We start from the raw sequence: 26,572 nt of genomic DNA, 5'->3' as shown, positions 1-26,572 counted from the left end.
GCTCGACTTGAAAATCAACGAAAGCGAACCATGAAACTCATTCTACTCGGTGCGCCAGGGGCTGGAAAAGGCACCCAGGCCCAGTTCATTTGTGAGCACTTCGGCATCCCGCAGATTTCCACCGGCGACATGCTGCGTGCTGCGGTGAAGGCCGGCACCCCTCTCGGAATGGCCGCCAAGAAGGTGATGGATGCGGGGGGCCTGGTCTCCGACGAGATCATCATCGGCCTGGTCAACGATCGCCTGCAACAACCCGACTGCGCTGAGGGCTACCTCTTCGACGGATTCCCGCGCACCTTGCCGCAAGCAGAGGCGATGAAGGCTGCCGGGGTGGCGCTCGACTACGTGCTCGAAATCGACGTCGCTGACGAGGAAATCATCGAACGGATGAGCGGCCGCCGCGTCCATCCCGCCTCCGGTCGTACCTATCATCTGCGCTTCAACCCGCCGCGCGTGGCCGGACGGGATGATGCGACGGGAGACGAGCTGATTCAGCGCGCCGACGACCAGGAGGAAACGGTCCGCAAGCGCTTGCAGATCTATCATTCGCAGACCAAGCCCTTGCTCGAGTACTACCGCGCGTGGGCGGCCACTGGTGACCCCATGGCGCCGAAGTGCCCGCGGATTGCCGGTGTCGGCAGCGTCGAGGAGATCAAGAGAGCCGCGTTCGATGCGCTTCAATAGCCCTCGCCATCGATGACGGTGGATCGCAAGGAGGGCGCTTCTGCGCAACTCGCCAGTGCCAGTGCCGTCGCTTCCCGATTGCGGGCATGGGGCCACTGCGGTCTCACCAGCGCCGCTGCTGCGGCGTTTGTTGCGTCTGCGGAGCGGCCAAGACTCTGTTCTCCGCCACTCCGGCTTGAAGCGTCCGCAGCGAGCGAGCGTTCAAGCGGTGTTTAGCATCGGTTTTTTGTTGTTCAAGTCGCTTATGGGGTAAATTTCAGCCACGGGGAGTTCCCCTGGGAGCTGGGAAACTTTAGAGAGGGAGGTTGTATATGGGTTATCTGGTGTTCGCGCTGATATGTGCGCTCATTGCAGTAGGTTACGGCGCTGCAATGACCAAATGGATTCTCGGCTTGCCAGCCGGCAATCCGAAAATGCAGGAGATTGCCAAAGCCATTCAGGAGGGCGCTTCTGCTTATCTCAACAAGCAGTACACCACCATCGGCGTCGTCGGTGCGGTTCTTTTCGTGGTCATCTGGCTGGCACTCGGCAAGCTCATGGCCATCGGCTTCCTGATCGGCGCCGTCCTCTCGGGGGCCACCGGCTTCATCGGCATGAACGTTTCGGTCCGCGCCAACGTGCGCACCGCCGAAGCGGCGCGCAACGGCATTGCCCCGGCGCTGGACGTCGCCTTCAAGGGGGGTGCCATCACCGGCATGCTCGTCGTCGGTCTGGGTCTGCTCGGTGTTGCCGGCTACTACGCCATCCTCCGAGACCCGAGCGGCGACCTGCACCACGCAGTAGAACCGCTGATTGGTCTGGCCTTCGGCGGCTCGCTGATCTCGATCTTTGCCCGCCTGGGTGGCGGCATCTTCACCAAGGGAGCGGACGTCGGTGCCGACCTGGTCGGCAAGGTCGAAGCGGGAATCCCGGAAGACGACCCACGTAACCCGGCGGTCATCGCCGACAACGTCGGTGACAACGTCGGCGACTGTGCGGGTATGGCTGCCGACCTCTTCGAGACCTACGGTGTGACCGTGGTGGCGACGATGGTGCTTGGCGCAATGATGCTCAAGGGCGTCCCTGGCGCCAGCGACAACCTGATCATCTACCCGCTGGTCCTGGGGGGGGTTTCGATCATTGCCTCGATCGTTGGCTGCTTCTTCGTCAAAGCCAGTGATGGCGGCAAGATCATGAATGCGCTCTACCGCGGCCTGGCCGTCGCCGGCGCGCTGGCTCTGGTCGCCTTCTACCCGGTGACCATCATGCTGCTCGGCGACGGAATAACGCTCGCTGACGGCAGGCTGATCAGCTCGGGGAGCATCTTCGGGGCGGCGACCATCGGTCTGATACTGACCGGCCTGCTGGTGTGGATCACCGAGTATTACACCGCGACCGAGTTCTCGCCGGTCAGGAGTGTTGCCCAGGCTTCGACCACCGGTCACGGCACGAACATCATCGCCGGTCTCGCCGTCTCGATGAAATCGTGTGCCCTGCCGGTACTCTCCGTTTGCGCGGCGATCTACGTCACCCATGCGCTGGCCGGCCTTTACGGCATCGCCATCGCGGCGACCGCGATGCTGTCGATGTCCGGGATCATCGTTGCCCTCGACGCCTATGGGCCGATTACCGACAACGCTGGCGGTATCGCCGAAATGGCCGGTTTGCCGGCGTCGGTGCGTGATGTCACCGACCCGCTCGACGCGGTTGGCAATACCACCAAGGCGGTGACCAAAGGCTACGCCATCGGCTCCGCCGGTCTGGCCGCGCTGGTCCTGTTTGCCGACTACACGCACGCCCTCGAAGCCAACTTCGGCGGCAGCATGCGTTTCGATCTCTCGAATCACATGGTGATCATCGGCCTCTTCCTTGGCGGTCTGATTCCCTACCTCTTCGCTGCCATGGCGATGGAGGCCGTGGGTCGTGCTGCCGGTTCCGTCGTCGTCGAAGTGCGCCGGCAGTTCAAGGAGATCAAGGGCATCATGGAAGGCAAGGCGAAGCCGGATTACTCCCGCGCCGTCGGCATGCTGACCGCTGCAGCGATCCGCGAAATGATCATCCCCTCGCTGCTGCCTGTACTGGTGCCGGTGCTCGTTGGCCTGCTGCTTGGCCCGCAGGCGCTCGGCGGCCTGCTGATGGGAACGATCATCACCGGTCTCTTCGTCGCCATCTCGATGACCACCGGTGGTGGTGCCTGGGATAACGCCAAGAAGCACATCGAGGACGGTCACTTCGGCGGCAAAGGCTCGGAAGCGCACAAGGCTTCGGTGACCGGAGATACCGTTGGCGACCCGTACAAGGACACGGCCGGTCCGGCGATCAACCCGCTGATCAAGATCATCAACATCGTGGCCCTGATGATCGTGCCCTTGATGGTCCCTGCCGCAGGCGCCAAGCCGATGCCGGCGGCGCAAGCTCCGGCTGCCGCTCCGGCTGCCGTTCCAGCTACGGCGATGGCCGCCGCGCTGCCAATGGCCACGGTCTACTTCGAAGTCGGCTCGGCCGAACTTCCGGCTGATGTCGCGACGACGCTTGAAGGCATCGTCGTCTATGCCAAGGCCAATGCCGGCGCCAGGCTCGGTATTTCGGGCTTCCACGATGCCACTGGCAGTGCGGAAGCCAACGCCGAGGTTTCGAAGAACCGTGCCCTCGCTGTCGCTGAGGCGCTGAAAATGGTCGGAATCGCCGAAGAGCGTATCGAGCTGAAGAAGCCCGAGTTGACCACCGGCACCGGCGACGGCGCCGAGGCGCGTCGCGTCGAGGTCAGTGTGATGTAGTCGCGGCATGTGCAGCGGCGGCTTGCCGCTGTACTCGCCGTCCGCTTGGCGAAAAAAAAAACGAACGGGCCGTCATGCGGCCCGTTCGTTTTTTACGCGTGCGCCCGATCGGTCGCCAGGGCGCAGCCAGTTGCCTCTGCGCTGGCTGCCGCCATGCGGGCGACTCTACTTGAGCGCAGGATTCAGCGTGTAAGTGCCGGTCAGGCTGGCCTGCGCGAGGATGTGCCCGTGCATCGCGGCACGCACCTGCTGCCCGGTCACTTTACCTTCGACATCGAGCTTGGCCACGTCGAGCGCAAAGACGGTATACACATAACGGTGGACGATTTCGTCGTTCCACGGCGGGCAGGGGCCGTCGTAGCCGTAGTAGTCGCCGCGCATATCGTTGTCGCCGGCAAACCAGCTGGTGTAATCGTTGATCCCCTGGCGTGCGTCGTGTGGCGCGTGTGGACCGGGCTTGCCACGTGGCGTGACATCGCTGGAGAACTCGCCTTCGCCGATCTCGTCGAGGCTGGCCGGCAGATCGAAGAGCACCCAGTGGAAGAAATCGACGCGCGCCAGCGACGCCGGCACCGTCCGGTCCTCCTGATTGACGTCGTCGCCCTGGCTCGGAACGTCGGGGTCGTGGCAGATGACGGCCAGCGACTGGGTGCCGGCCGGGGCATCGCTCCACGCCAGCTGCGGGTTGCGGTTGCTGCCCAGGCAGACGTGGTGATCGGGGTCGGCAATGCAGAAAGCGAAATCGCCGGGGATCTCTTGCCCGTCAGTGAAACTACTGCTGCTCAATTTCATCGTTGATCCTCCTGATTGATTACTCGGCCGCGCTGCGTTTGAAGTCGCGCAGGCGAAAACCTGCAATCCATAGTGTAGCGAAATAGACGCTCGCACCGAAGCTCACGAGGAGCGAAAGGCGGAGCAGGCGCTGGCTGAGGTTCCAGCCCAACCAGGCGCTCTCTTCGTCAACGGTGAACCAAAGCGCTGCAGCCATGGCCGCCATGGCCAGCACGAGGCGGGCGTAGAAGAGTAGCCAGCCGGGTTGCGGGGCGTAGATGCCGCCCTGCCGCAAACCGCGAAAGAGCAGGCTGGCGTTGAGAATCGCCGCCAGGCTGATGGCCAGTGCCAGTCCGGCGTGCTGCAGCCAGCCGACCAGCAGCAGGTTCAGGACCTGTGTCGTGCACAGTGAAATGATCGCGATCCGAACCGGCGTGCGCACGTTCTGGCGGGCATAGAAACCGGGGGCGAGAACCTTCACCAGGATCAGGCCGAGCAGTCCTATGCTGTAGGCGAGCAGCGCGTTGCGAGTCATCAAGACATCGTGGGTGGTGAACGCGCCGTGGTAAAACAGCGTCGTGATCAGCGGCGTCGCCAGCAGCGCCAGCGCCAGCGCTGCCGGCGCGGCGAGGAGGAAGGTCAGCCGCAGTCCCCAGTCGAGAAGCCGCGAGTAATCGTCGTGTTCTCCGACGGCATGGTGACGCGCAAGCGAGGGCAGCAGAATGGTACCCAGGGCCGCGCCGAGCAGCCCTGCCGGAAACTCCATCAGCCGGTCGGCATAGTACAGCCACGAAACACTGCCGGTGGCCAGGAACGAGGCGAAAACGGTATTCAGCAGCAGGCTGACCTGAGCCACCGAAACGCCCAGCAAGGCCGGCGCCATCAGCCGCAGGATGCGGCGAACGCCTTCGTCGCGCAGCTGCAGCGAGAATCTGGGCAGCATGCCGATGCGCTTGAGCGCCGGGATCTGGAAGGCCAGTTGTACGGCGCCGCCGATGAAAACGGCCCAGGCCAGCGCCAGGATCGGCGGCTCGAAGTGCGGCGCCGCAAACAGCGCCATGGCAATGAACGAAACGTTGAGCAGCACGGGCGTGAAAGCCGGAACGGCAAACCGACTCCAGGTATTGAGCACGCCGCCGGCCAGTGCGACCAGCGACATGAAGAGAATATAGGGGAAGGTGATGCGCGTCAGACTGACGGTCAGGGCGAACTTTTCCGGGTCGTCGGCAAAGCCCGGCGCCGAGAGGTAAACGAGCAGCGAGGCGCCTGCCATACCGAGCACGGTCACCGCCAGGACGAGGAGAAAAAGTGCGCTGCTCACGCGATCGACGAGCAGCCGGGTTTCTTCCGGGCCGCGCTTGTTGCGGTATTCGCCGAGAATCGGGACAAACGCTTGCGAGAAAGCGCCTTCGGCAAACAGCCGGCGGAGCAGGTTGGGGAGCTTGAAAGCGACGAAGAAAGCGTCGGTCAGCAGCCCGGCGCCGAAAGTCCGGGCAATCACGAAGTCGCGCACGAAGCCGAGGATACGCGACAGCAGGGTCATGCTGCTGACGGTGGCGAGTGTCTTCAGGAGATTCATTGCGGCTCCGGGCGGCGCCGCGCAGGCGCAAAGCCCGTCATCTTAGCGCCTGCAGGGCGGAAGCAGAACGCCTTTGTGGCGGCGAGCGTGCTTCGCAGAACAGCTGGCCGGTGGCGGGCGTCAGCGCCGCCACCTCCGATTCTCCGGTCAGGGCTACTGGGCTTGAGCCGGCTTGGCTTCCGCGTTGATGGTGATGCCGCGCTGTTGCAGCGCATTGACCACCGTCTGCGCATTCTTGTTACCGGCGCTGGCCAGCTTCTGCGTGCCGGCGGCCAGCGAATCGAGCTGCGCGCGCATCTTCTGGGCGTTCGTGTAGGTGCTGTCCTGATTGCTGCGCAGGCTCGCCAGCTGGGCCCGCTCCTGGTTCAGCTGGCGAGCCTGGAAGCCGAACCAGACGACCAGCGCCAGAGCAATCAAGAGCACCGGGAGAAAGAAATTCGTTTGCTGTGGCTCGTTCATGTCGCTCACCGTGCCGCAGCGGCTTGACCGCCGGCGCTGAAAGTAATTCCCTCCGAGGCCAGCAAGTCGCGCAAGGCGGTATCGTTGTCGCGCGCCGCAAGGTCGGCCAGCGACTTGATCAGCGACTGGTAGAGAGGTTCCAGTTGCAGGCTCTGCTGGATGTACTGGCCGCGTGTGGCCAGCTCATTCTGTTCCTGGCGGTTGGCGCTGAACATCAGCGCATTGACAATCGCCAGACACAGCGCCAGGGCGCCCAGGGCGAGCAGGGCACGATATTGCATAGTGGTCAATCGAGGACTCCCGAGAAATTCAAGGAACGCGCCTTGCCGCGGCGAACAGGGGAAACGAGTGGCAAGAAGGCGCGGTGGAAATGGTCGTGGCTAACGGGCGGCTAACAAGTGGTTAACAGGTGGCCGATCGGTGGCCAGAGGCGACACGGGTTCCTCTGCCGAGGAACCCGTTTGCGGCTTTAGTCTAACATTCCGCGGCGACGCTGGAGAACAATGATCGCCATGGCGATGGTCAGCAGCAGCAGAGTGCCGGGTTCCGGAATCTGGTTGCCGCCGCCCGCCTGTACCCGAGCCTGGACGGTGAGCCGGATGTCCTGGAAGGCGGCGCTGTAGCCGCTGCCATTGTGACCGACGGCCGAGAGTACGATGGTGTCGCTGAAGCTGCCGACATTCAGGGCATCGAACGCAATCTCGAGGCCGACTTGCGCTTCACCGGCGCGCAGATCGGCAAAGGAAGCGAAGCCGCTCTTCAGGAACTCGTTGAGCGCGAAGCTGTAAGCGCCATCGAGCAGGTCGGCCGGGCCGACGACGTCGTTGGCCAGTTGCAGCAAGGCGCTGACCATGCCGCTGCCCGCGGTGAGCGTGCCGAAGTCGAGCAGGAAATCAAAGCCGCTGCCGCCCAGCGAGCCCGCCCCCGAGGTCTTCGAGAAGGTCGGCTTGGCGTAGTTGTTGACCTGCGCCTGCAGGGTGAGCGCGGTGTCGCCGAGGCCAAGGTCGGCCATGTCCGGGTTGTGGCTGGCAAACTGCAGCCGGTCACCGCCCTGGGTAAACACCCCGGCGCTGGTCGTGTCGAGGCTGACCAGCAGGCTGCTGGCGTCGGTCTGTCCGGCGGCCAGGCCGCTGACGCTGCCACTGCCGCCGAAGGGACCGACGGGCATGTTGATGAAGCTGCCCTGCAGCGTATCGTTGAGGGCCGCCACCGGCGCGCTGTTGGTGACCGAGATGTTCTTCGCCGCAACGACGTCGCCTTTGTGGACGATCCCGAAGTCGACCAGCACCGTATTCACCTGCGCGACGGCCTTCTCGTACACCCTGCCGGCCAGGCTGACTACTTGGCTGCCGACTGAAATGTCGGCCGCACCGGTGGTGCCGGCCCCGGTCGATGCGAAGTTCACTTCCGCGCTGCCGGCGACGTTGCCGGCCGAGCTGGTGTTCAACGCAATCTGCAGGCTGCTGGCGTCTGTGCCTTGCGCTGCCAGGTTGGCGATGGCGCCGCTAGCCGAGAAACCGCCAGCCAGCGTGCCGAAGCCGGCCTTGAGCCCTTCGGTGAAGCTGTCCGGACTGGCGTTGGTGACGCTGATCGCCGCCATCGGTGCCGCGTCGCCGCGACGTGCCACGAGGGTGACGTCGGTAGTGTTCAGGGTCGGGTTGGCCAGCCGATAGACGTCACCGCTGACGTTGACCGTCTGCGGCGCGAGATTCGTCGTTCCCAGGCCGCTGGTGCCGTCACCGTCGGAGACCAGCGCGATCGTTGCGCTGCCGCTCTTGGCGCCGGCGCTGCTGGTATCGATGCCGACACGCAGGTCGCTGCCGTTGGTCGCCTGGGCGGCGAGCAGATTGAAGGCGCCGCTGGCGGTGACTGGCGCGCCGTTGGAGCTGATGCTGGCGTTGAGCTTTTCGGAGAAGCCGTCGTTGGCCGCCGTGTTGGTGATGCTCAAGGTCTGCTCGGCCGTGCTGCCGATGCGCAGAGCACCGAAGTTGACCGGGTTGGGAGTCGCCGGGCTGGCGCTGGCCAGGCGGAAGACACTGCCGCTGGTGGTGATGTCGCCACTGACGCCGATCGTCTGCGACGCCAGCGCGGTGATGCCCAGACCGCTGGTGCCGGCGCCGTCGGAAGCAAAGTTGATCACCTGCGTGCCGTTGACGTTGCCCGCGGCGGTCGTGTTCAGGCCGACGAGCATGCTGCTGCTGTTGGTCGCCTGTGCCGCCAGTTGGCTGATGCTGCCGCTGGTCGTGATGCGCGCGTCCGAGCTGGCGCCGAAGCTGGCGTTGAGTTTTTCCGAGAAGCCGTCGGCGAGCGCCGTATTGCTGATGCTCAGCGCCTGCTGGACGAAGTCGCCGACGTGTACGTTGCCGAAGGCAACGGCGCCGAGGTTGTTGGCCGACGCCAGGCGGTAGACGTCGCCGCTGACGTTGATCGTCTGGCTGCCTGCGGCAATCGCCGCCAGGCCGCTGCTGCCGGTACCGTCGGAGACGTAGCTGATCGTCGCGCTGCCGCTCTTGGCGCCGGCGCTGCTGGTATCGATGCCGACCTGCAGGCTGCTGCTGTTGGTCGCCTGTGCCGCGAGCAGGTTGACGCTGCCGCTGGCGGTGGCCGGACCGCCGTTGGAGCTGATGCTGGCGTTGAGCTTTTCGGAGAAGCCATCGGCGGCGGCGGTGTTCTGCACCGTCAGCAGCTGACTCGCGGAATCGCCGACGTGGCGGTTGGCGAAGACGATTGGCGTCGGGTTGGCTGCGCCGGCCGCCAGGCGGTAGACGTCGCCCGAGACGGTGAGCACCTGACTGCCGACGCTGGCTGCGACCAGTCCATTGCTGACGCCATTGACCTTGCCCGCGGTCTCGTAGGCGAGCGTCACGGTGCCGCTCTTGGCGCCTGCGGTGCTCGTGTCGAGGCCGCCGACCGTGATCGAGCCGCTGCCCGTGTTGCTGGTGCCGGCAAGCCGCCCGGTGATGGTGCCGCTGCCGGTAGCGCCGCTTGATCCCCCGACGCTGACGTTGAGGTCTTCGCTGAAGGCACCCGCCGCCGCTGTGTTGCTGACCGTCACCGTGGCCGTGTTGCTGCCGCCCACGCGCTGGTTGGCCACCAGCACCGGTGAGCCGGCGCTGCCGACGGCCGCGTTGTAGGCCGCAGCATTGCTGGCCAGCACGATGTTCAGCTTCTGGTCGGGGATATTCTCGAAATTGCTGCGCAGGTTGAGGACCTGGCCGCTGAGCGGTGCGAGAGCGCCGGCGCTGGCTGCGCTGAAGGTCACGCCGAGGTTGCCGGTGTTGTTGCCCGGCGCGCCGGTGTTGTAGTTGCCGGCCGTGACACCGCTGCCACCGAGGCGTGCATCGCTCAGATTGGCGCCGTTGACGCTGGTCTGGACGGCGCCGCGCAGCGCCGGGCCGGTGGTGCCGTTGTTGGCGATCTGGTAGTTGAAGGTGGTGTCACCGACGCGCACGTTGTTGATCGTCAGTGTCGCGTTGGTGGTGGCGCCGTTGCTCACGCCGGCGCCGGTGATCACCTGCGCGACATCGCCACCGGCGACGATCTGGCCGAGCCCGGAAACGCCGGCGCGGCGGTTGAAGGCGTTGCCTGCGCCGGCGGCGACGTTGGTGTAGTCGGTGTTGATGGTCAGGTTCTGGGTGCCGATGTTGAGCGTCGATCCGGCAGCACCCATGACCAGCCGGCCCTGCGTGTTCGCGGCGTTGGTCAGGTTCATCACGCCGCTCGCATCGACTTGCAGCGTGCCGCTACCGGTGACGCCGTTGTCGATCGTCAGCGTCCCGTTTTGCGCACGCAGGGTGCCATGGTTGGTCAGCGTGCCATCGGTATTGACTCGGATCAGGCCACCGCCGTCTGAATTGATCGTGCCGTTGTTCACCAGCGTGTGTGTGCCGCCGATATTGATCTGGCCACCGATATTGCCATTCTCGCCGCGGATGGTGACGTTCGAGCCGATGGTGCTCGTGCCGTTGCCATCCAGGTCCAGGCGGTTGCCGGCGCCGGTGTTGCCGAAGACGATCGAGCCATTTCCGGCGAGTGCCTGTCCGCCCTCGAGGCTGAGTATGCCATTGTTGTTGATGTTGACCGTACCATTGACCGTCAGGCCATTGACTGCGCGCTCGCGGCTGTTGACGAGGGTGGCCATGTCCAGCGTGCCGCCGATCGTCGTTGCATCGAGATAGTTGCTGGCACTGCTGGTGACCCGGAAGACGCCACCGTTGACTGAATTGATCGCTCCGCCGGTGACCCGTTGTGTCGACTGGAGAACGACACCGTTGTCGGCGAGGATCACGCCGCTGGCGGTGTTGTTGACGTTGCTGTTCAGGTTCAGGGTGCCACCGTTGCGTGCTTCCAGGACGCTGTTGTTGGTCACCGCCGAGTCGGTGATGGTGATCGTTCCGCCAGCGACATCGGCGGAGATCCTGCCGTTGTTGAGCAGCGTCTGCGTGCCGCCGATATTGATCTGGGCGCCGATGGTGCCGTTCTCGCCGCGGATGGTGACGTTCGTGCCGACGGTGGTGGTGCCGTTGCTATCGAGGTCGACCCGGTTGCCCGGACCCGTGGCCCCGAGCACGATGCTGCCGTTGCCATCGAGGGTGCCGTTACCCTCGAAGCTGAGGATGCCGTTGTTGTTGATGTCAATGGTGCCGTTGAGCGTCAGGCCGCCCCCAATGACGCGTTCGCGGGCGTTGGTGGCGGTGAGGTCGAGGTTGCCGTTCAGGGTGACGCCGCTGAGGTAGTTGGCAGCGCTGCTGCTGGCGCGGAAGATGCCGCTCCCCGAGGTATTGACCGTGCCGCTGATCACCACGCCGCTCTGCTGCACGGTGCTGCCGGCACCGGCGACGATCTGGCCGCTGGCACCGCCGGCGACGTTGCTCGACAGGAGCAGGGTGCCACCGTTACTGGCTTCCAGGATGCCGTTGTTGGTCACCGCCGAGGTGGTGATGTTGATCGTTCCGCCAGCGACATCGGCGGAGATCCTGCCGTTGTTGACCAGCAGTTGCGTGCCGCCGATATTGATCGCGCTGCCGATGGTGCCGTTCTCGCCGCGGATGGCGATGTTCGACCCGACGGTGGTGGTGCCGTTGCCGTCGAGGGCGACGCGGTTGCCCGAACCGGTGGCCCCGAGCACGATGCTGCCGTTGCCATCGAGGGCGCTGTTGCCCTCGAAGCTGAGGACGGCGTTGCTATCGATGTCGATCCTGCCGTTGAGCGTCAGGCCGCCCCCAACGACGCGTTCGCGAGCGTTGGTGGCGGTGAGGTCGAGGTTGCCGTTCAGGGTGACGCCGCTGAGGTAGTTGGTAGCGCTGCTGCTGGCGCGGAAGACGCCGCTCCCCGAGGTATTGACCGTGCCGCTGATCACCACGCCGCTCTGTTGCACGGTGCTGCCGGCACCGGCGACGATCTGGCCGCCGGCACCGCCGGCGACGTTGCTGGTCAGGAGCAGGGTGCCCCCGTTCTTGGCTTCCAGGATGCCGTTGTTGGTCACCGCCGAGTCGGTGATGGTGATCGTTCCGCCAGCGACATCGGCGGAGATCCTGCCGTTGTTGACCAGCGTCTGCGTGCCGCCGATATTGATCTGGCCACCGATGGTGCCATTCTCGCCGCGAATCGTGACGTTCGTGCCGACGGTGGTGGTTCCGTTGCCGTCGAGGTCCACGCGGTTGCCCGAACCGGTGGCCCCGAGCACGATGCTGCCGTTGCCACTCAGGGCGCCGTCGCCCTCGAAGCTGAGAATGCCGTTGTTGTTGATGTCTATGGTGCCGTTGAGCGTCAGGCCGCCCCCAACGACGCGTTCGCGGGCGTTGGTGGCGGTGAGGTCGAGGTTGCCGTTCAGGGTGACGCCGCTGAGGTAGTTGGCAGCGCTGCTGTTGGCGCGGAAGACGCCGCTCCCCGAGGTATTGACCGTTCCGCTGATCACCACGCCGCTCTGCTGCACGGTGCTGCCGGCGCCGGCGACGATCTGGCCGCTGGCACCGCCGGCGACGTTGCTGGACAGGAGCAGGGTGCCACCGTTCTTGGCTTCCAGGATGCCGTTGTTGGTCACCGCCGAGTCGGTGATGGTGATCGTTCCGCCAGCGACATCGGCGGAGATCCTGCCGTTGTTGACCAGCGTCTGCGTGCCGCCGATGTTGATCTGGTTGCCGATGGTGCCGTTCTCGCCGCGGATGGTGATGTTCGACCCGACGGTGGTCGTTCCGGTGCCGTCGAGGTCCACGCGGTTGCCCGGACCGGTGGTCCCAAGCACGATGCTGCCGTTGCCACTCAGGGCGCCGTCGCCCTCGAAGCTGAGGATGCCGTTGTTGTTGATGTCAATGGTGCCGTTGAGCGTCAGGCCGCCACCAATGACTCGTTCCCGGGCGTTGGTGTTGGTCATGTCGAGGTTGCCGTTCAGGGTGACGCCGCTCAGGTAGTTGGAAGGGCTACTGAATGCCACCAGCGCGCCGCTACCCGTTGTGCCGATAATGCCGCCGGTGATGGTGCTGCCGAACTGGTTGACGACGCTGCCGTCATCGATGTTGATCGTGCCGCCGGTGTTGTTGATGTTGTGGCCGACGGAGACGCCAATATTGGCCGTCGAGGCGCCGCCGACGTTGATGACGCCGCTGTTGGTGGTGCCGCCACCACCGACGAGGTTGAGGCCGAAGGCGTCGATGTTGATCTGGCCGGCGTTGTTCAGCGTCCGAATCGACTGCCCGGTGTTGATCGTGACCACGCCCGCGGCGCCGATATTGGCGGTGTCGCTGCTGCCGGGCGTGGTCGCCGGATTACCATTGCCCGCGCCGCAGGTCAACCAGTCGGAGGGCGTCGCCCAGTTGCCGGCGGTAACGTTCCAGGTGCAGGTGACCGCGAGGGCTTGCTGTGCGGGGAAGGCGAGAAGAATGGCAAGAAGGGCTGGCTTGACTGTCGAAAGCGGGTGATTGGCGCGCATGGGTGTCTCCTCTGATCACGGACGGAACGCCGACAGCACTCGGCGCCGGCCGGCAACATAAAGCAACTTGATGTCAGTCCTAAAAGCAAGTCCTATGCCCGCAAGGGTTGGGTGGTGGCTCGCAGCGGCTTTCCGGTGCTTTTTCAAGCGCTTGAGGAAGCCATCGCGGCGCGTTGCAGGGACGGGTCGGCAGTTTTCCTGAGCGTGCCGCGGGCGCTTGTAAAGCGCCAGGGTGATGCAATTGCACCATTGGCGGAGAGCGGTAGAGAACGGGTTTTTGGTGCACAATGCGCGCATGCCGAACGTCGACGCTGGCCCTCTGAATGCGCTGATCCTGCACCTTTATCGCGACGGTCGCGAGGTGCCGCTGGGCAGTTTCCAGGCCTGGGCAGTCGAGCAGCTGCGCTCGCTGGTGGACTTCGATTCGGCGTGGTGGGGCAACGCCACGGCGCATCCTCCGGCGCTGCACGAAGTGTTCCTGCACAACTGCGATGAAAGCATCGTCGACGCGTATCCGCCTTTCGTCGACGGCGATTTCTTTCGCGCGGCCCTGGTCGCCTCGCCTGGCATTTCGGTCAACATGAGTGACCTCACCACGCGCGCACGCTACGTGCGCACAGCACTGTATCGCCAGCTGGGGCGGCGCTTCAGGATCGAATGGTCGCTGGGAACGCTGGTCATCGAACCGACGTCGTCGCTATACGAGTTCCTGACCCTGTGGCGTCACGACCGCAAGCGCCCTTTTTCCGAGACCGAGCGGCAAACCAAGGAACTGCTGATGCCGCACCTGGTGGAGATACATCGCGCCGTGCGCTTGCGTCATTTCCTGAGAGTTCCCGGCGTCTTCAACCGCGAGTGGGCGGTGGCCGATGCGCGGGGTTTCCTGCGTGAGGCTTCACCGGCCTTCATTTCCCGCGTCAGTGCGCTCTGGCCGGGCTGGCGTGGCAGCGCCCTGCCCGAGCCGCTCCTCGCTTCACTGCGCACGGGGCGTGCGTATGTGTCGCCCGAGCTGGCTCTGGACGTTGCGTCATGCGGTCACCTGCGCTACCTCAGCGCTCGATCGGACGGCGCGCTGGCGCAGCTTTCGGCGCGCGAAGGCGAGGTTGCCACGCGCTATGCGCAGGGCGAAACCTATTCGGCAATCGCCGCGAGCCTGTCGCTTTCTCCGGCAACGGTACGCAACCATATTGCCCACTGCTTTCGCAAGCTGGGGGTCAACAACAAGGCTGAACTGGTGCGTCGCCTTGCCGACAAGGCGTGATGCGCTGGCGCCCGGTTCGGTCGTGCCGAGCGCTATTTCTTGCGCTTTGCCGATGCGGGTTCCTTTGCCGGCTCCTTCACCGGCTCGTAGCCGCTCAACTCCATGAAGCCGCCACCGTTGTGCGAGCCGCTCACCTTGACCGCGCCCTCCCAGTACACGTTCAGCGTCGTCGTGCGTGAATCAAACTCGCTCGCCCGGATGACCGGGTCCACCTGCAGTTGCAGGCCCTGCGAGGGAATCGCGACGGTCCAGTCCAGCGGATAGCGCACTCCGGATTCAGGGCTCATCCAGCTGGCCGTTGAGCCAAGCGCAATGTCGGCATCGCCGAGGGCCGTTACCGTGCCGTTCCTCGCGTAGGTGCCCATGCGCTGGACCGGTTTTCCCTGCCGATCGAAGAGCTCGAAAATCATGATGTCGGCACCGTCGGTCAGTTGCAGGGCGAACCAGTTCCAGCGCAGGTTTGCTGCTTCGAAGTCACCCCATTGGTGGTCGAACCACACTTCGCCGCGTACCGCTTTCCGCTGGCCCTCGACGGTCAGCGTCCCATGCGCGGTCATGCGTGGACGCGAAGTGTAATAGCTCTTGCCGGCGGCAGCGAAGTCGAGCAGGCCGGCGACCGGCGTTCCCGGCGCCTGGTGCAGGACCGGCGCGTTCCGGTCATCGAGTTGCAGATCGAGCGAAAAGTCCTTGCCGGCCATCCTGGCCAGGTGTTTTTCCCCGTTTCCCTGCAGCTGCCATTTGCCGAAGGTCAGGTTGAAGCCATCCCGGCGCCCATCCGAGGGGTTGCCGGCGGTACGCGCCTGCTCGGTGTATCGCTTCTCGGTCCGATGGTCGAGGAGCGAGCCGTGGAAGACCGTGTGCGTCAGCGTTCCGCGCCGCAGGAAGCTGGCCAGGTGAAACGAATACTTTTCACCGGAGTCGGTTTGCAGGTGGCCGCTGTAGTACCACCACTCGGTGAGCTTGTCGTGCACCGCGTCGTCGGCTGGCAGTCTTACCGGCGGCAGCAGCCCGGCGTCGGCGCTCGCGCTGGCCAAAGTGGCTACCCGACTGGCCGCGCCGGAGGGTACGGGCAGCGGTTCGGAGCGCATGAAGAGCACCCAGACGACGACCATCAGAATGGCCAGCCAGCCGGTAATGACCAGCCATCGATAGCGTCGGAACCAGCGTGCCGAGCCGGCATGGGCTTTGCCGCGACTGTGGCGTCGGCCGCCATAGGAACTGGTGATCTGCGTGCTCATGCGAGAAATCCCCCGGTGGTGGGAGCGGTTTCAAGAACCTCGCTCACGGTGTCAAGCCAGGCCAGCGTGGCGTCTTCGACTTGCGCACGCTGCGTGCGAGAGGAAAAAGTGTGATCGGCCTCGGCAAGATCGACCCGCCGCACCTTGGCCGCGTCGACGAGTCCTGACCAGGCCGGGTCGCTGCCGGCAAACTCGAGGAACTCCTTGGCAGTGTAGTCCTGTCCGCTGAGGATCAGTAGCAGCCGGCCGGGAAACTCGCGCCAGCCTTCCGCCATGCGTTCCTGGAAGCGGTGCCTTTGCGGCGCCTTGCCTGGCGCGCGCGAACGCCGCGCCAGCATTGCGCTGGCAAGCAGCGCGCGCAGCGACTTGACCACTTCGAGGCGGCCGCTGAGCAGCTTGCGCCAGAATTCGCCTTGCAGCAGGCGCTGGCCGTAATAGTGCTTGATGTGCGTCTGCGCCAGGCTGACCTCCGAGCGCACCCAGGGGTTGAGCAAGGCCAGGCCGGCGATGCGCGGGTCTCGGCTTGCCTGGACGTACAGCAGGGCAGCCGATGCGGCGTCGCAAAGGCCCCAGAGAACGACGCGCTGCAGCGCCGGGCTGGCGCTCTGGAAGGCATCGATGGCCGCAGCGATGTCCGTCGACACCTCCTCGAAGCCACGCATGCCGCCACCGGCGTCACCCATGCCGCGGTAGTCGAAACGCATTGCCGGATAACCTGCGCCGGCGAGGCGCCTGGCCAGCAGCAGGAACTGGCGGTGACTGCCCACCCGGTACTGCGGGCCGCCGACGACGATCAGTACGCCGCAGGCGGCGCGCTGCGCGCGGCGGCGGTCGTCGGCAGTGAGCCTTGCCGGTTGGCCGTTGGCTGCGCCGTCCGGCAGCCCTGCCTGGTCCTGGTCACAGTTGGTGGTTTGCTGGCTGCCACCGTGGCGCCCGGCCAATGGCCAGGCGACAATCGCCGGCAGCAGTTCGCCGGCGCAGGGAATGAGCAGCGCCTGTTCGCGGATGTTCATGCCGGAATGGTTTCCGAGAGGGCGCGCAGGCTGGCCTCGAGGAGCGCCGGACACTCGCTGATCTCGGTCGTCTGCCAGAACGCAGGGCCGCTGACTGCCGTGCCGCGTGCTTCCTGGCCGGCGGCCTGCCACTGCGTGAGACGCGCCGTGGCCGCCGGCGACAGGCTGGCATCGGGCCGCCCGGAGATCTCGATCCACTCGACGCGACCCGAGCGGTGCGGCAGCAGGAGTTCCGCCTGTTCGAGACCATGCGCCAGCGCCGGCGACAACAGATAGCCGGCGACCTCGATGGCTTCGCCCTGCCGGAGCTGGCTGCGCAAGCGCTCCATGACGCCCTTGCCATCGCTGGCGAGCATTTCGGCGGCCACTTTCAGGCGCAGGAATTGCTGCAGGAACTGCTTGCCGGAGAGCACCGGTTGCCAGAGCAGCAGCTTGACCGGCGTTGGCATGCGCTGCGCCGCCTCATTGACCAGCAGGCAGCCACTGCGCAGGCCCCACAACCACAGGGGGGCCGCCGTCCGTTCCTGCAGCCAGGCACAGGCGAGTCTTACGTCGGCCAGCCAGGCCTCCCAGGTGGCGTCGCCGAAATCACCCGTACTGTCGCCGCAGCCGAGCAGATCGATCTGCAGCACGCTGTAGCCGGCGCTGGCCATGGCCCTGGCCTGCAGGGCCGCCATCCGGCGAGACTTGTTGAGCTCCTCGCCGAAGGGGTGCACGTAGACCACTGCGCCACGTTGCTTCGTCGCCGGCTCCGGGGTGTAGAGCAGGGCAAAGCGCTGGCCGGCGGCGCTGGGCAGGAAGAAGGCTTCGCAGGGCATGGTCGGCGGCTCAGGCGCCGAGTTTTCCCTGCACGAAGTCGAGCAGCGTGCCTAGCGAGGCAAAGACCGTGCCGTCGATTTCATCGTCGTCCACGACAAAGCCGAAACGTTCCTCCAGGGTCGTGATCAGGGCGACGACGGCCATCGAATCGAGTTCCGGAATGGCGCCAAGCAGGGGCGTGTCCAGGGTGAAGGCGCTGGTGCGGCCCTTGAGGCTCAATACCTCGTCAAGCACCGCGACGACCTCGTTTCTGATCTCCATGTTTTCTCCTGTGGCGGGGTTGTTCCAGCATTCGAGTATGCCGTATTCCGTATTGCGCAGTCGGCCAGCCAAGCCGGTGCTGGTCGTTTGAGCGGCGATTATAACGAGCTGCTTGCCGAGCCTCCGTGAGATAGGTCACGTGGCGAGCGTCCGGATCGCCAGCGGCGCCGGCTTTTACGGGGCGGGTGGGGAAGGTGGCGGCGTGCCCTGCCATGGCCAGGCCTTGCTGGCCAGGCGGGCGGATGAGAGACTGGCGTGCATCGTCAGGTGAGCCGGCTGGCGCCCGACTGGGCCAGCCGGCAGCACCGGCACGCTTCCTGGAGTAAAGAATGGCCGAATCGACCCTGCCGGCGCAGCCGGGAGCCCCCGTAACCCGTGCATTGCCCGCCTTCGAGAGCAAGATCGTTGCCCCCGGCGAGCTTGCCGGGCGCCTCGCCGACGTGGCGCGCCCTCTGGTGTTCACCAATGGCTGCTTCGACATCGTTCATCGCGGGCATGTGACGCTTCTCGCGCAGGCACGGGTGCTGGGTGCGGCGCTGCTGGTGGCGGTGAACTCGGACGCCTCGGTCAAGCGCCTGGGGAAAGGCGACGACCGGCCGGTGAATTGCCTGCTCGATCGGCTGGCGGTGATCGCGGCGCTGGAATCGGTGACGCTGGTGACCTGGTTCGACGAGGATACGCCGCTGCAGCGGATTCTCGAGTGCCGGCCGGAGGTTCTCGTCAAGGGTGGCGACTGGCCGGTCGAGAAAATCGTCGGCAACCGCGAAGTGAGCGCCGGCGGGGGGCGCGTCGTGTCCCTGCCTTTCATCCACCAGACTTCCACCACCGCGCTGCTCGAGAAGATCCGCCGACTGTAGCCCGTGCTGCCTCCTGCCGGTCCGGGGGGAAGCGGGCCCGCGTTGCGCGGCGGCGGCTTAGGCTTGGCCGCCGAGTGCGGCTTTCAGCGAGGCAACGTCGTCGGCCGACTCGGCGAGCAGGGGCTCGAGTTCGTCGGCTGCGAACAGCTGCGCGACAACGGCGGCGTCAGGCGGTGCGGAGTAGGCGTCATCTCGCCAGCCGTGTTGCACATTGGCCAGGCGGTTGGCGACGAACAGGACTTCGGCCAGTGTGCCTACGGTGTCAAACACGTGCTCCAGTTCGTGCTCCTGAACGACGGTCAGCAGTTCCTCGGGCAAGCCCATCGCGGCGAGCAGGGCGTGCCCGATGTCGGCATGCCATTGCACCAGCAACTGGTGCAACTCGGCCGGGTCGGCGATCAGGTCGGGGAAATTCGCCGCTCGCGAGAGCAGGTAGAAGACGCCGATATCATGGACCAGGCCGGCGAACATGGCCTCGTCCGGGCTGATCTTGGTCAGTCGCCGGGCGAGCACGCGCGACAGGGCAGCCACGTGCATGCTGTGTTCCCAGAGGCGTCGCGAGAGGGCTTCGAAGGGTGCCATTTTCTTCGAATTGAGCAACTGTTCCATGGCCACGGCAAACGAGACGCTGCGTACCGCTTCCATGCCGACGCGAGCGATGGCTCGGTTGAGGTCGGCGATGACCCGTCCGGAACGGTTCATCGCCGCCGAGTTGGCCAGACGGATGATCTTGGTGCTCATCAGCGGCTCGGCGCTGACCAGCGTTCCCAGTTGTTCGATGGTCAGGTCGGGCTTCTTGAGGGCCGTTCGTACCCGGAAAGTGATGTCGAGAAAGGTCGGAAAGCAGACCATTTCGCTGGACAGGTCGCGGGCGATATCTTCGAGGATGCGGAAGCTTATTTGATTGCTCATTGCTTGTTGCTCCGACACGCTGTGCGCGGTGGCAGGGCGCCGGGGCCGCTGCCTGCGCTATTTGTTCTCCTGGCGCACCCCGGGAGGCGCCAGTTGCTGATTAGTTGCGTTTCAGCAGGTCCTTGAGGTTGGCGAACGGCTGGCCGGTGGCGACGGCCCTGGTTTTCGCGCCAGACGAATCGATCCCCGCCTGACGCGCCGCGTCGGCGTCGAGTTGCCGCGAGTGCTCGTTGTCGTGACAGTACAGGCATAACAGTTCCCAGTTACTGCCGTCGCCGGGGTTGTTGTCGTGGTTGTGATCGCGGTGGTGAACGGTCAGTTCGCGCAGGTTGTGGTGGCTGAATTCACGACTGCAGCGTCCACAGATCCATGGGTAGATTTTCAGCGCCTGTTCGCGATAACCGGCCTCGCGGCTCTGGCGATTGCGCACCGCGTCGGCGATCAGACGGTCGGTGTGGGCGCTCTTGGCATTGTCGTTGGCCATTTCATGGACTCCCTGATGGAATGAATACGGTCGCTTGCAGTGCTCGCCGGCACGTCGTGTCGCGGCTAGACACGGAGCGCGATCAAGGGCACGCGCATCTCGCTGCTGCTGGTGCCGCCGTGCACGCCGAGCATGGTGTAGCGTTTTTCGCCAGGCAGCCAGTCCTTGATCGTCCAGTTGTCCTTCATCAGCAGCGTGTAGTCGCCAACCCTCGACGCGAGAGCGCGATGATAGGGCGGCGGACCGAACCAGCCGGCGGCGATCAGCTCCTCGCTGGCGTAGAGGTGGCAGGCACGAGCGAGATGGCGGCGGACGTAGCTTTCGAAAGCTGGCCGCTTCGCCGCGGCGACGTAGCAATAGGCGACGCGACGCTCGCCGCACAGCGGCCGCTGCAACAGTGCGGCGAGCTGCGGGTGGTCGTCGACATCGATCGCCCGTCGGCCCGGAGAATCGATGAACCCGTGGTCGGCAGTGACCAGCAGCCAGGTATTGCTGCCGCGAAGCCGTCGTCGCAGTTCGCCGAAATGGGCGTCAAACGCGGCCAGCGTCTGCTGCGCCTGGCGGCTGTCGGTGCCGTAACGGTGTGAATGGGTGTCGAGATCGGGATAGTAGGCGTAGATATAGCGCGACTTGACCTTTTCCTGGGTGAGTTCGCCGATGTTGGCGAAAATCTCCGGCAAGGCGCGGTAGGCTATGGTCTGCGCGCCGCGCGAGTGCCAGCTGTTGAAGGCGCTGGCGGCGATACTTTGTGGCGCGATCACCCACGATTCTCGGTTCAGTGTCTGAAACAGCGATTGATGCTTGAAAAGGCGTGCTGGCAGCTGTTCGGCCGGGGTCAGCGACGGTCCGTCGCGGGGAGTTAGTGGCAGGATGGCCAGCGTCTGGTCGATCTCGTCGAGGTGCATGTGCCAGCCGGTCAGTCCGTGCTGCGCCGGGGCCAGTCCAGTCATGAAGGTGGTGATCGCGCTGGCGGTCGTCGATGGGAAAACCGAGGTCATGCTGCCCAGTTGATGCTCCTGCAGATGCCGGCTGGCGGAATGCCTGGCCAGGGTGCGCAGGCCGAGGCCGTCGACAACGATCAACACCACATGCCTTGCCCGGGCGAGTTGTGCCGCCGACAGCAAGGCCAGCGGCGGGTAGTCGCTGCGCGTGCTGCCGCAGGCGGTGGCGATGCTCTGCATCAGGTTGACGATGCTGCCGCCGCTGTAGTCGGGGAGTTGGGTCGAGCTCATCGGGTAGGTGTTCTCTCAGGCAGCTGCGGCTGGCTAGGGCGCCGCGGGTGGGGCGTCGTGACCGCCGGCGTAGCTGCCGGGAGCATCCTCGATCACCTTCAGTGCCCGCTCACCCGGCTGGCGCGCGCCGACCAGGGTATTGCCATCGGCCTGGGCGAGCAGCCATTGTTGCCAGTCGGTCCACCATGAACCGTGGTGCCGGGTGGCGCTGCTCAGGAACGCGCCTGCCTGTTCGGGCAGGGTGCTGCTCTCGTTTGTCCAGTAGCCGTGTTGCTTGGCCGCGGGCGGATTGATCGTCCCGGCGAGGTGGCCGGAACCGCCGAGGACGAAGCGGCGCGGGCCGCCGGGCAGCTGCGCGCCGTTGTAGACACTCCGCCACGGGGAAATATGGTCTTCGATCGTGGCCAGGAAATAACACGGCACCTTGACCCGGGAGACGTCGATGGCGACGCCGGCCAGGGTAACCCCGCCCGGCTGCCGCAGTTTGTTGGCCTGGTAGAAGTTCTCCACATAGAAGCGGTGCAGCGCCGTCGGCAGGCGCGTCACGTCGGCGTTCCAGTGCAGCAGGTCGAGCGGAAAGCGATCCCTGCCGAGAAGGTAGTTGTTGACCACGACGGACCAGATCAGGTCGTTGGCGTGCACCATCTTGTACGTGCTGCTGGTCAGCGCTGCGCTGTCGCGATGGCGCGTTCCGGCGGTCTTTCCTGTGTTCCCGGGCGCCGCCTCGGCAAGCGTTGCCAGTTCGCCGGGTGCGGAGAAGTCGATCAGCGTTCCCAGGAAAGTCGCTGAAGCCACACGCTTGTCGCGGCGGGCGGCCATCCAGGCGAGGGTGGCCATCAGCAGCGTGCCGCCGAGGCAGTAGCCGACGACGTCGACCTGCTTCTCGCCGCTTGCCTGCTCGACAGCGTCGATTGCCGCCAGTACGCCATCGACCAGATAGTCGGCGAAGCCTCTCTGTGCCAGTCGCTGGTCGGGGTCGACCCAGCTGATGATGAAGGTCGTGAAGCCCTGTTCGCTCGCCCAGCGGACGAAGGAATTGCTTTCGCGAAGGTCGAAGACATAGTACTTGTTGATCCACGGCGGCACGATCAGCAAGGGTTTCCGGTGCTGGTGGCTGCCGGTCGCCTGGTACTGAATCAACTGCATCAGCTCGTTCTGGTAGATCACCTTGCCCGGGGTGCTGGCCAGGTCCGTGCCGAGACGCCAGGCGCCGCTGTCGCCAGGCCGCGGGGGAAGCCGCCCTTGCAAATCGCCTGCGGCGAAGTCCTTGAGCAGGTGCTTGAGGCCCTTGAGCAGGTTCTTGCCCTTGCTGCTCACCGTTTCGCGCAGCACTTCCGGGTTGGTGAGGGCGAAGTTGGTCGGCGCCAGCGCGTCGATGTACTGCCGCGTGAGCGTGCTTACCCGCTGCCGGGTCACTTCATCGAGGCCCTCCGCGCCGGCCACGGTCTGGTGCAGATGGCGAGCCGTGATCAGGTACGATTGTTTGATGAAGTCAAAAAGAAAATTCTCCTGCCAGGCTTCGTCGGCGAAGCGTTCGTCATCGGCGTCGGGGCGGGCCACGGCGTGCGAGGGCATGCCCATGCTGCGCAGCATGGACTGCTGCCACAACTGGACGTGATCGCGCATCATCGCCATCTGGGTTTGCGCCAGCCGGTACGGGCTGACCAGCAGCCGCGCCGAGAGATCCATGAACGCCCCGGCGACTGCGAATTCCTCGCTGGGAAACCAGATACCTTTTCTGGCGGTCTTCTTCATGTGCCGGCGCAGCAGGCGTGATGCGCGCTGGGCGACTTCCAGATAGCTGTTGGCGACCTCTGCGGCGGCGGGCAGAGATCGGTCTTGTGCACTCGCTGGCGGCGATGTCATGGTCAGTGTCCGGCGGGTTGTCCTGGAGGCCCGGCAGCGCCCTGCTTCTTGACGAAACGGATCAGGCCGCTTTCGTCCTCGCTGCGCAGCAGTCGGCCGGCGTGCTCGAGCCGGTTGAGATGGGCGATCGCCTCACCCATGGCGAACATCGTCTGATGGGTGTCGAGATCACGTGCGAACAGGGTCATCAGCAGCTCGGCAGCGCTGCGCGGGCTGGTGCAATGGTCTTCGAGCACCTGCAGCCGCTCTTCGTGATGGGCGTGCAGGGCATTGACGCGGTTCTCGATTCCGTGAAAAGGCAGTCCGTGCGACGGCAGGACCAGCGTTTCGGCCGGCAGTTCGCGGTAACGGTCGATCGACTGCAGGAAGTCGCGCAGCGAATCGGCTGTCGGGGTGACGGCAAAGACGCTGATGTTGGTCGAGATTTTGGGCAACAGCATGTCGCCGGAAATCAGGACGCCCAACTCGCGACAGTAGAGCGCGGCATGTTCCGGCGAGTGGCCGAAGCCGAGGCGAACCTGCCAGCGCTGCCTGCCGATGTGCAGTTCGTCACCCCCAAACAGGCGCTGGTAGGTGGTTGGCAGGCTCGGCACGCCACGGTTGTAGTTGCCGCTGCGCCGCTCAAGCGCCGCACAGCGGTCGGCGTCGAGTCCGTGCGCACGAAACTGGCGCAGCATCGGCTGATTGCCGTGCCCGCCGATTTCGTGCCAGACCGCGTGCGCGGTCAGATACTCGCCCAGCGTCATGCACACCGGCGCGCCGGTCTGTTCCTGCAGCCACGCGGCGAGGCCGAGGTGATCGGGGTGAAAGTGGGTGACGATGATGCGCACGATTCGCCCGCCACGTTCGCTCGCGCTCAGCCGGGAAAGGATCGTTTGCCAGCAGGCCTTGACCGTGTCGAGCGCAAAACCGGTATCGACAATCGTCCAGCCGTCGTCGTCCTCGAGCAGCCAGAGGTTGATGTGATTCAGCGCGAAGGGCAGCGGCATGCGCAACCAGTGGATGCCGGGAGCGACCGCGAAAGTTTCTCCGGCGGCCGGGGGGGTGGCAAAAGGGTAGTCGGGGAGCATTGGGCGGTGGATTGTAAAAACGTCCGGAATCTATAAACTTGGCCGCTCAGGAGGCTGGCCCCTGATGGCCTCTGCAGCGAAGCATTCTACACGTGATCAGACTCCGGACAGCCCTGCAGTGGATCAGCAAGCGACGACCTTCAGCATTTCCGATCTGGCGCGGGAGTTTCACATCACGCCACGAACGATCCGTTTCTACGAGGATCAGGGTCTGCTCTCGCCGATGCGCGAAGGTCGGACGCGCGTGTTCACGCGCCGTGACCGCACGCGTCTGAAGCTTGCCCTGCGTGGCAAGCGGCTGGGCTTCAGTCTGGTCGAAATTTCCTACCTGATCGGTATGTACGACCGTGCGCGCGACAAGAACACCCAGTTGTCGGAGTTCCTGAACGGCCTGCAGCAGCGCAAGGAAGCCCTGTTGCAGCAACGCGAGGACATCGAGGCGGTGCTGCAGGAAGTCTGCAACTTCGAACAGCAATGCCGGCAACTGCTGCTGACCCGCGCGGCGAGCGAGTCGGTCGATAAGGCGGCCGGCAACGGGACCGGCAGGGCGGTCGACGATGCGACCAGGAAAGCGGCCAACAAAGCGGCGAAAGCCGACAAGGTGGCGTGAGAGCGCCGCGCGAAAGTAGTTGACGTTTACGTCAACGTAACCTTAAATGGCGGCCATGCACAAAGCCCAGGATCCCGATTTTGCCGAACGTGTCCGCGCCAGCTTCGATCGCCAGCAGGCGATGGCGCTGATTGGCGCGAGCATGGCGGTGGTCGAGCCCGGGTACACCGAGATCCATTTGCCGCATAAGGCCGAAATCACGCAGCAACATGGCTACATCCATGGCGGCGTGGTCGGCATGATCGCCGACTCGGCGGCCGGTTACGCCGCCAGTACGCTGACCGCGCCGGAGACGGGCGTGCTGACCGTCGAGTACAAGCTCAACCTGCTGGCGCCGGCCGAGGGCGATCTGCTGATTGCCGAGGGGTCGGTACTCCGCTACGGGCGGACGCTGATCGTCACCCGCGCCGAAGTGTTTGCCGTTCAGCATGGCCGCAAGAGCATGTGCGCCCTGATGCAGCAGACGATCATGACTGTTCACGGCAAGAAAGAGCATCCGCGCTAGTACCTGCCCCAGCCCACCCAAGGAGCGAGAGACATGGAATACCCGAGCCTCAACTTTGCCCACGGCGAAACGATCGACATGCTGCGGGAAAGCATTCGCGGCTTTGCTGCTGCCGAAATCGCACCGCGTGCCGAGGCCATCGATCGCGACAACCTGTTTCCCGCCGATCTGTGGCGCAAGTTCGGCGACATGGGGTTGCTCGGGATGACCGCCGACGAGGAGTACGGCGGAACCGGGCTGGGCTACCTGGCGCACATCATTGCCATGGAAGAGGTTTCGCGGGCGTCGGCGAGCGTCGGACTCTCGTACGGCGCGCACTCCAACCTGTGCGTCAACCAGATCGGTCGCAACGGCAACGCTGCACAGAAGGCCAGGTACTTGCCGAAGCTGATTTCCGGCGAGCACATCGGCGCGCTGGCGATGTCCGAAGCCAACGCCGGCTCCGACGTCGTGAGCATGAAGCTGCGCGCCGAAGCCAGGGGCGATCACCTCGTGCTCAACGGCGGCAAGATGTGGATCACCAACGGCGGTGACGCCGACACCCTGGTGGTTTACGCGAAGACCGACCTCAACGCCGGGGCGAAGGGAATCACCGCGCTGATCGTCGAGAAGGGAATGAAGGGTTTTTCCTGCGGCTCGAAGCTCGACAAGCTCGGCATGCGCGGCTCGAACACCTACCCGCTCTTCTTTGACGACTGCGAAGTGCCGCTGGAAAACGTTCTTGGCCAGCTCAACGGCGGCGTGCGCGTGCTCATGAGCGGCCTCGACTACGAGCGCGCGGTGCTTGCCGGCGGGCCGCTGGGGATCATGGCGGCGGCGATGGATCTGGTCTTGCCCTACCTGCACGACCGCCAGCAGTTCGGGCAGGCGATCGGCGAGTTCCAGTTGATGCAGGGCAAGGTCGCCGACATGTACACCACCTTCAACGTCTGCCGGGCCTACGTCTATGCCGTGGGCCAGGCCTGCGATCGCGGCGAAACGACACGTAAGGACGCCGCCGGCGCGATTCTCTACGCCGCCGAAAAGGCGACCTGGATGGCCGGCGAGACCATCCAGACGCTCGGCGGCAACGGCTACATCAACGAGTATCCGGCCGGCAGGCTGTGGCGCGACGCGAAGCTTTACGAAATCGGCGCCGGCACTTCGGAAATCCGCCGTATGCTGATTGGTCGCGAACTGTTCGCCGACACGCTCTGAGGCGCGATGCGCCCTACACTGCGCCTTACGCCGCTGGGCGGGAGCCTGCCTGCCGCCACGGCGTAGCGCG

21 protein-coding genes are annotated in these 26,572 nt (G+C 65.1%); 7 read left to right on the top strand and 14 right to left on the bottom strand.

What is annotated here, in order from left to right; genetic code table 11:
* Window positions 1-30 precede the first annotated feature (30 nt).
* Window positions 31-684 (top strand): adenylate kinase, encoded by a 654-nt coding sequence (gene adk, locus QZ613_RS17240; RefSeq protein ID WP_043570357.1) that lies wholly within the window; start codon window positions 31-33, stop codon window positions 682-684.
* A gap of 311 nt (window positions 685-995) precedes the next feature.
* Window positions 996-3,440, top strand: coding sequence for a sodium-translocating pyrophosphatase (locus tag QZ613_RS17235; RefSeq protein WP_043570360.1), 2,445 nt, complete (start codon window positions 996-998; stop codon window positions 3,438-3,440).
* A gap of 165 nt (window positions 3,441-3,605) precedes the next feature.
* Here the strand turns inward: QZ613_RS17235 and QZ613_RS17230 are convergent, their stop codons facing one another.
* The 5 genes from QZ613_RS17230 to QZ613_RS17210 all read right to left on the bottom strand — a co-directional run bounded on the left by QZ613_RS17230 (window position 3,606) and on the right by QZ613_RS17210 (window position 13,177).
* Window positions 3,606-4,232, bottom strand: a complete 627-nt coding sequence (locus QZ613_RS17230; RefSeq protein WP_043570362.1) for a YbhB/YbcL family Raf kinase inhibitor-like protein — start codon at window positions 4,230-4,232, stop codon at window positions 3,606-3,608.
* A 19-nt stretch (window positions 4,233-4,251) separates the two neighbouring features.
* A complete protein-coding gene (gene murJ / locus QZ613_RS17225; protein ID WP_043570365.1) occupies window positions 4,252-5,790 on the bottom strand; it encodes a murein biosynthesis integral membrane protein MurJ in 1,539 nt (512 codons plus the stop codon).
* A gap of 153 nt (window positions 5,791-5,943) precedes the next feature.
* Complete coding sequence (locus QZ613_RS17220; RefSeq protein WP_043570367.1) at window positions 5,944-6,249, bottom strand: hypothetical protein; 306 nt, start codon at window positions 6,247-6,249, stop codon at window positions 5,944-5,946.
* Between the two features lie 5 nt (window positions 6,250-6,254).
* Window positions 6,255-6,539, bottom strand: a complete 285-nt coding sequence (locus tag QZ613_RS17215; protein WP_291863987.1) for a hypothetical protein — start codon at window positions 6,537-6,539, stop codon at window positions 6,255-6,257.
* Window positions 6,540-6,718: 179 nt separating this feature from the next.
* Window positions 6,719-13,177 carry an S-layer family protein gene (locus tag QZ613_RS17210; RefSeq protein WP_043570372.1) on the bottom strand — a complete coding sequence of 2,153 codons (6,459 nt, stop codon included), beginning with the start codon at window positions 13,175-13,177 and terminating at the stop codon, window positions 6,719-6,721.
* A gap of 295 nt (window positions 13,178-13,472) precedes the next feature.
* Between QZ613_RS17210 and QZ613_RS17205 the strand changes: the two genes are divergently transcribed.
* Window positions 13,473-14,438: a LuxR C-terminal-related transcriptional regulator gene (locus QZ613_RS17205; RefSeq protein WP_291863990.1), complete on the top strand. Its 966-nt coding sequence runs from the start codon at window positions 13,473-13,475 to the stop codon at window positions 14,436-14,438.
* Between the two features lie 32 nt (window positions 14,439-14,470).
* Here the strand turns inward: QZ613_RS17205 and QZ613_RS17200 are convergent, their stop codons facing one another.
* Genes QZ613_RS17200 through QZ613_RS17185 form a run of 4 tightly spaced genes read right to left on the bottom strand, consistent with a single transcriptional unit; the run spans window position 14,471 to window position 17,769 of the window.
* Window positions 14,471-15,676, bottom strand: coding sequence for a lipocalin family protein (locus tag QZ613_RS17200; RefSeq protein WP_043570378.1), 1,206 nt, complete (start codon window positions 15,674-15,676; stop codon window positions 14,471-14,473).
* Window positions 15,673-16,689 carry a hydrolase 1, exosortase A system-associated gene (locus QZ613_RS17195; protein ID WP_043570380.1) on the bottom strand — a complete coding sequence of 339 codons (1,017 nt, stop codon included), beginning with the start codon at window positions 16,687-16,689 and terminating at the stop codon, window positions 15,673-15,675. Before QZ613_RS17195 ends, QZ613_RS17200 begins: the two co-directional genes overlap by 4 nt.
* Complete coding sequence (locus QZ613_RS17190; protein ID WP_043570382.1) at window positions 16,686-17,507, bottom strand: hydrolase 2, exosortase A system-associated; 822 nt, start codon at window positions 17,505-17,507, stop codon at window positions 16,686-16,688. Before QZ613_RS17190 ends, QZ613_RS17195 begins: the two co-directional genes overlap by 4 nt.
* A 10-nt stretch (window positions 17,508-17,517) precedes the next feature.
* Window positions 17,518-17,769: a phosphopantetheine-binding protein gene (locus QZ613_RS17185; RefSeq protein ID WP_043570385.1), complete on the bottom strand. Its 252-nt coding sequence runs from the start codon at window positions 17,767-17,769 to the stop codon at window positions 17,518-17,520.
* Window positions 17,770-18,098: 329 nt separating this feature from the next.
* Here QZ613_RS17185 and QZ613_RS17180 point away from each other — a divergent pair, with 329 nt between their 5' ends.
* Window positions 18,099-18,626, top strand: coding sequence for an adenylyltransferase/cytidyltransferase family protein (locus QZ613_RS17180; RefSeq protein ID WP_043570387.1), 528 nt, complete (start codon window positions 18,099-18,101; stop codon window positions 18,624-18,626).
* 57 nt (window positions 18,627-18,683) lie between these two features.
* Here QZ613_RS17180 and QZ613_RS17175 read toward each other — a convergent pair whose 3' ends face one another.
* The 5 genes from QZ613_RS17175 to QZ613_RS17155 all read right to left on the bottom strand — a co-directional run bounded on the left by QZ613_RS17175 (window position 18,684) and on the right by QZ613_RS17155 (window position 24,190).
* Complete coding sequence (locus QZ613_RS17175; protein WP_043570389.1) at window positions 18,684-19,538, bottom strand: HDOD domain-containing protein; 855 nt, start codon at window positions 19,536-19,538, stop codon at window positions 18,684-18,686.
* A gap of 100 nt (window positions 19,539-19,638) precedes the next feature.
* Window positions 19,639-20,022, bottom strand: coding sequence for a YajD family HNH nuclease (locus QZ613_RS17170; protein ID WP_043570391.1), 384 nt, complete (start codon window positions 20,020-20,022; stop codon window positions 19,639-19,641).
* A gap of 65 nt (window positions 20,023-20,087) precedes the next feature.
* Window positions 20,088-21,254 (bottom strand): alkaline phosphatase family protein, encoded by a 1,167-nt coding sequence (locus tag QZ613_RS17165; RefSeq protein WP_043570393.1) that lies wholly within the window; start codon window positions 21,252-21,254, stop codon window positions 20,088-20,090.
* A gap of 33 nt (window positions 21,255-21,287) precedes the next feature.
* Window positions 21,288-23,120, bottom strand: coding sequence for a class I poly(R)-hydroxyalkanoic acid synthase (gene phaC / locus QZ613_RS17160; protein WP_043570396.1), 1,833 nt, complete (start codon window positions 23,118-23,120; stop codon window positions 21,288-21,290).
* 2 nt (window positions 23,121-23,122) lie between these two features.
* Complete coding sequence (locus QZ613_RS17155) at window positions 23,123-24,190, bottom strand: MBL fold metallo-hydrolase (protein WP_043570398.1); 1,068 nt, start codon at window positions 24,188-24,190, stop codon at window positions 23,123-23,125.
* 64 nt (window positions 24,191-24,254) lie between these two features.
* Here QZ613_RS17155 and QZ613_RS17150 point away from each other — a divergent pair, with 64 nt between their 5' ends.
* The 3 genes from QZ613_RS17150 to QZ613_RS17140 are packed head-to-tail and all read left to right on the top strand — an operon-like array spanning window position 24,255 to window position 26,502.
* A complete protein-coding gene (locus QZ613_RS17150; RefSeq protein ID WP_291983319.1) occupies window positions 24,255-24,800 on the top strand; it encodes a MerR family DNA-binding transcriptional regulator in 546 nt (181 codons plus the stop codon).
* A gap of 55 nt (window positions 24,801-24,855) precedes the next feature.
* The gene (locus QZ613_RS17145; protein ID WP_291983318.1) at window positions 24,856-25,305 is read left to right on the top strand and encodes a PaaI family thioesterase; all 450 of its coding nucleotides are present in this window, start codon (window positions 24,856-24,858) and stop codon (window positions 25,303-25,305) included.
* A 33-nt stretch (window positions 25,306-25,338) separates the two neighbouring features.
* Window positions 25,339-26,502, top strand: a complete 1,164-nt coding sequence (locus QZ613_RS17140; protein ID WP_043570405.1) for an isovaleryl-CoA dehydrogenase — start codon at window positions 25,339-25,341, stop codon at window positions 26,500-26,502.
* Window positions 26,503-26,572: the final 70 nt, after the last annotated feature.

The organism is Candidatus Accumulibacter sp. ACC005, from assembly GCF_907163215.1.
GTDB classification, from domain to species: Bacteria; Pseudomonadota; Gammaproteobacteria; order Burkholderiales; family Rhodocyclaceae; genus Accumulibacter; species Accumulibacter regalis.
Note: the sequence above shows the minus strand (reverse complement) of the source record. Positions and strands in the feature narration are given on the sequence as shown.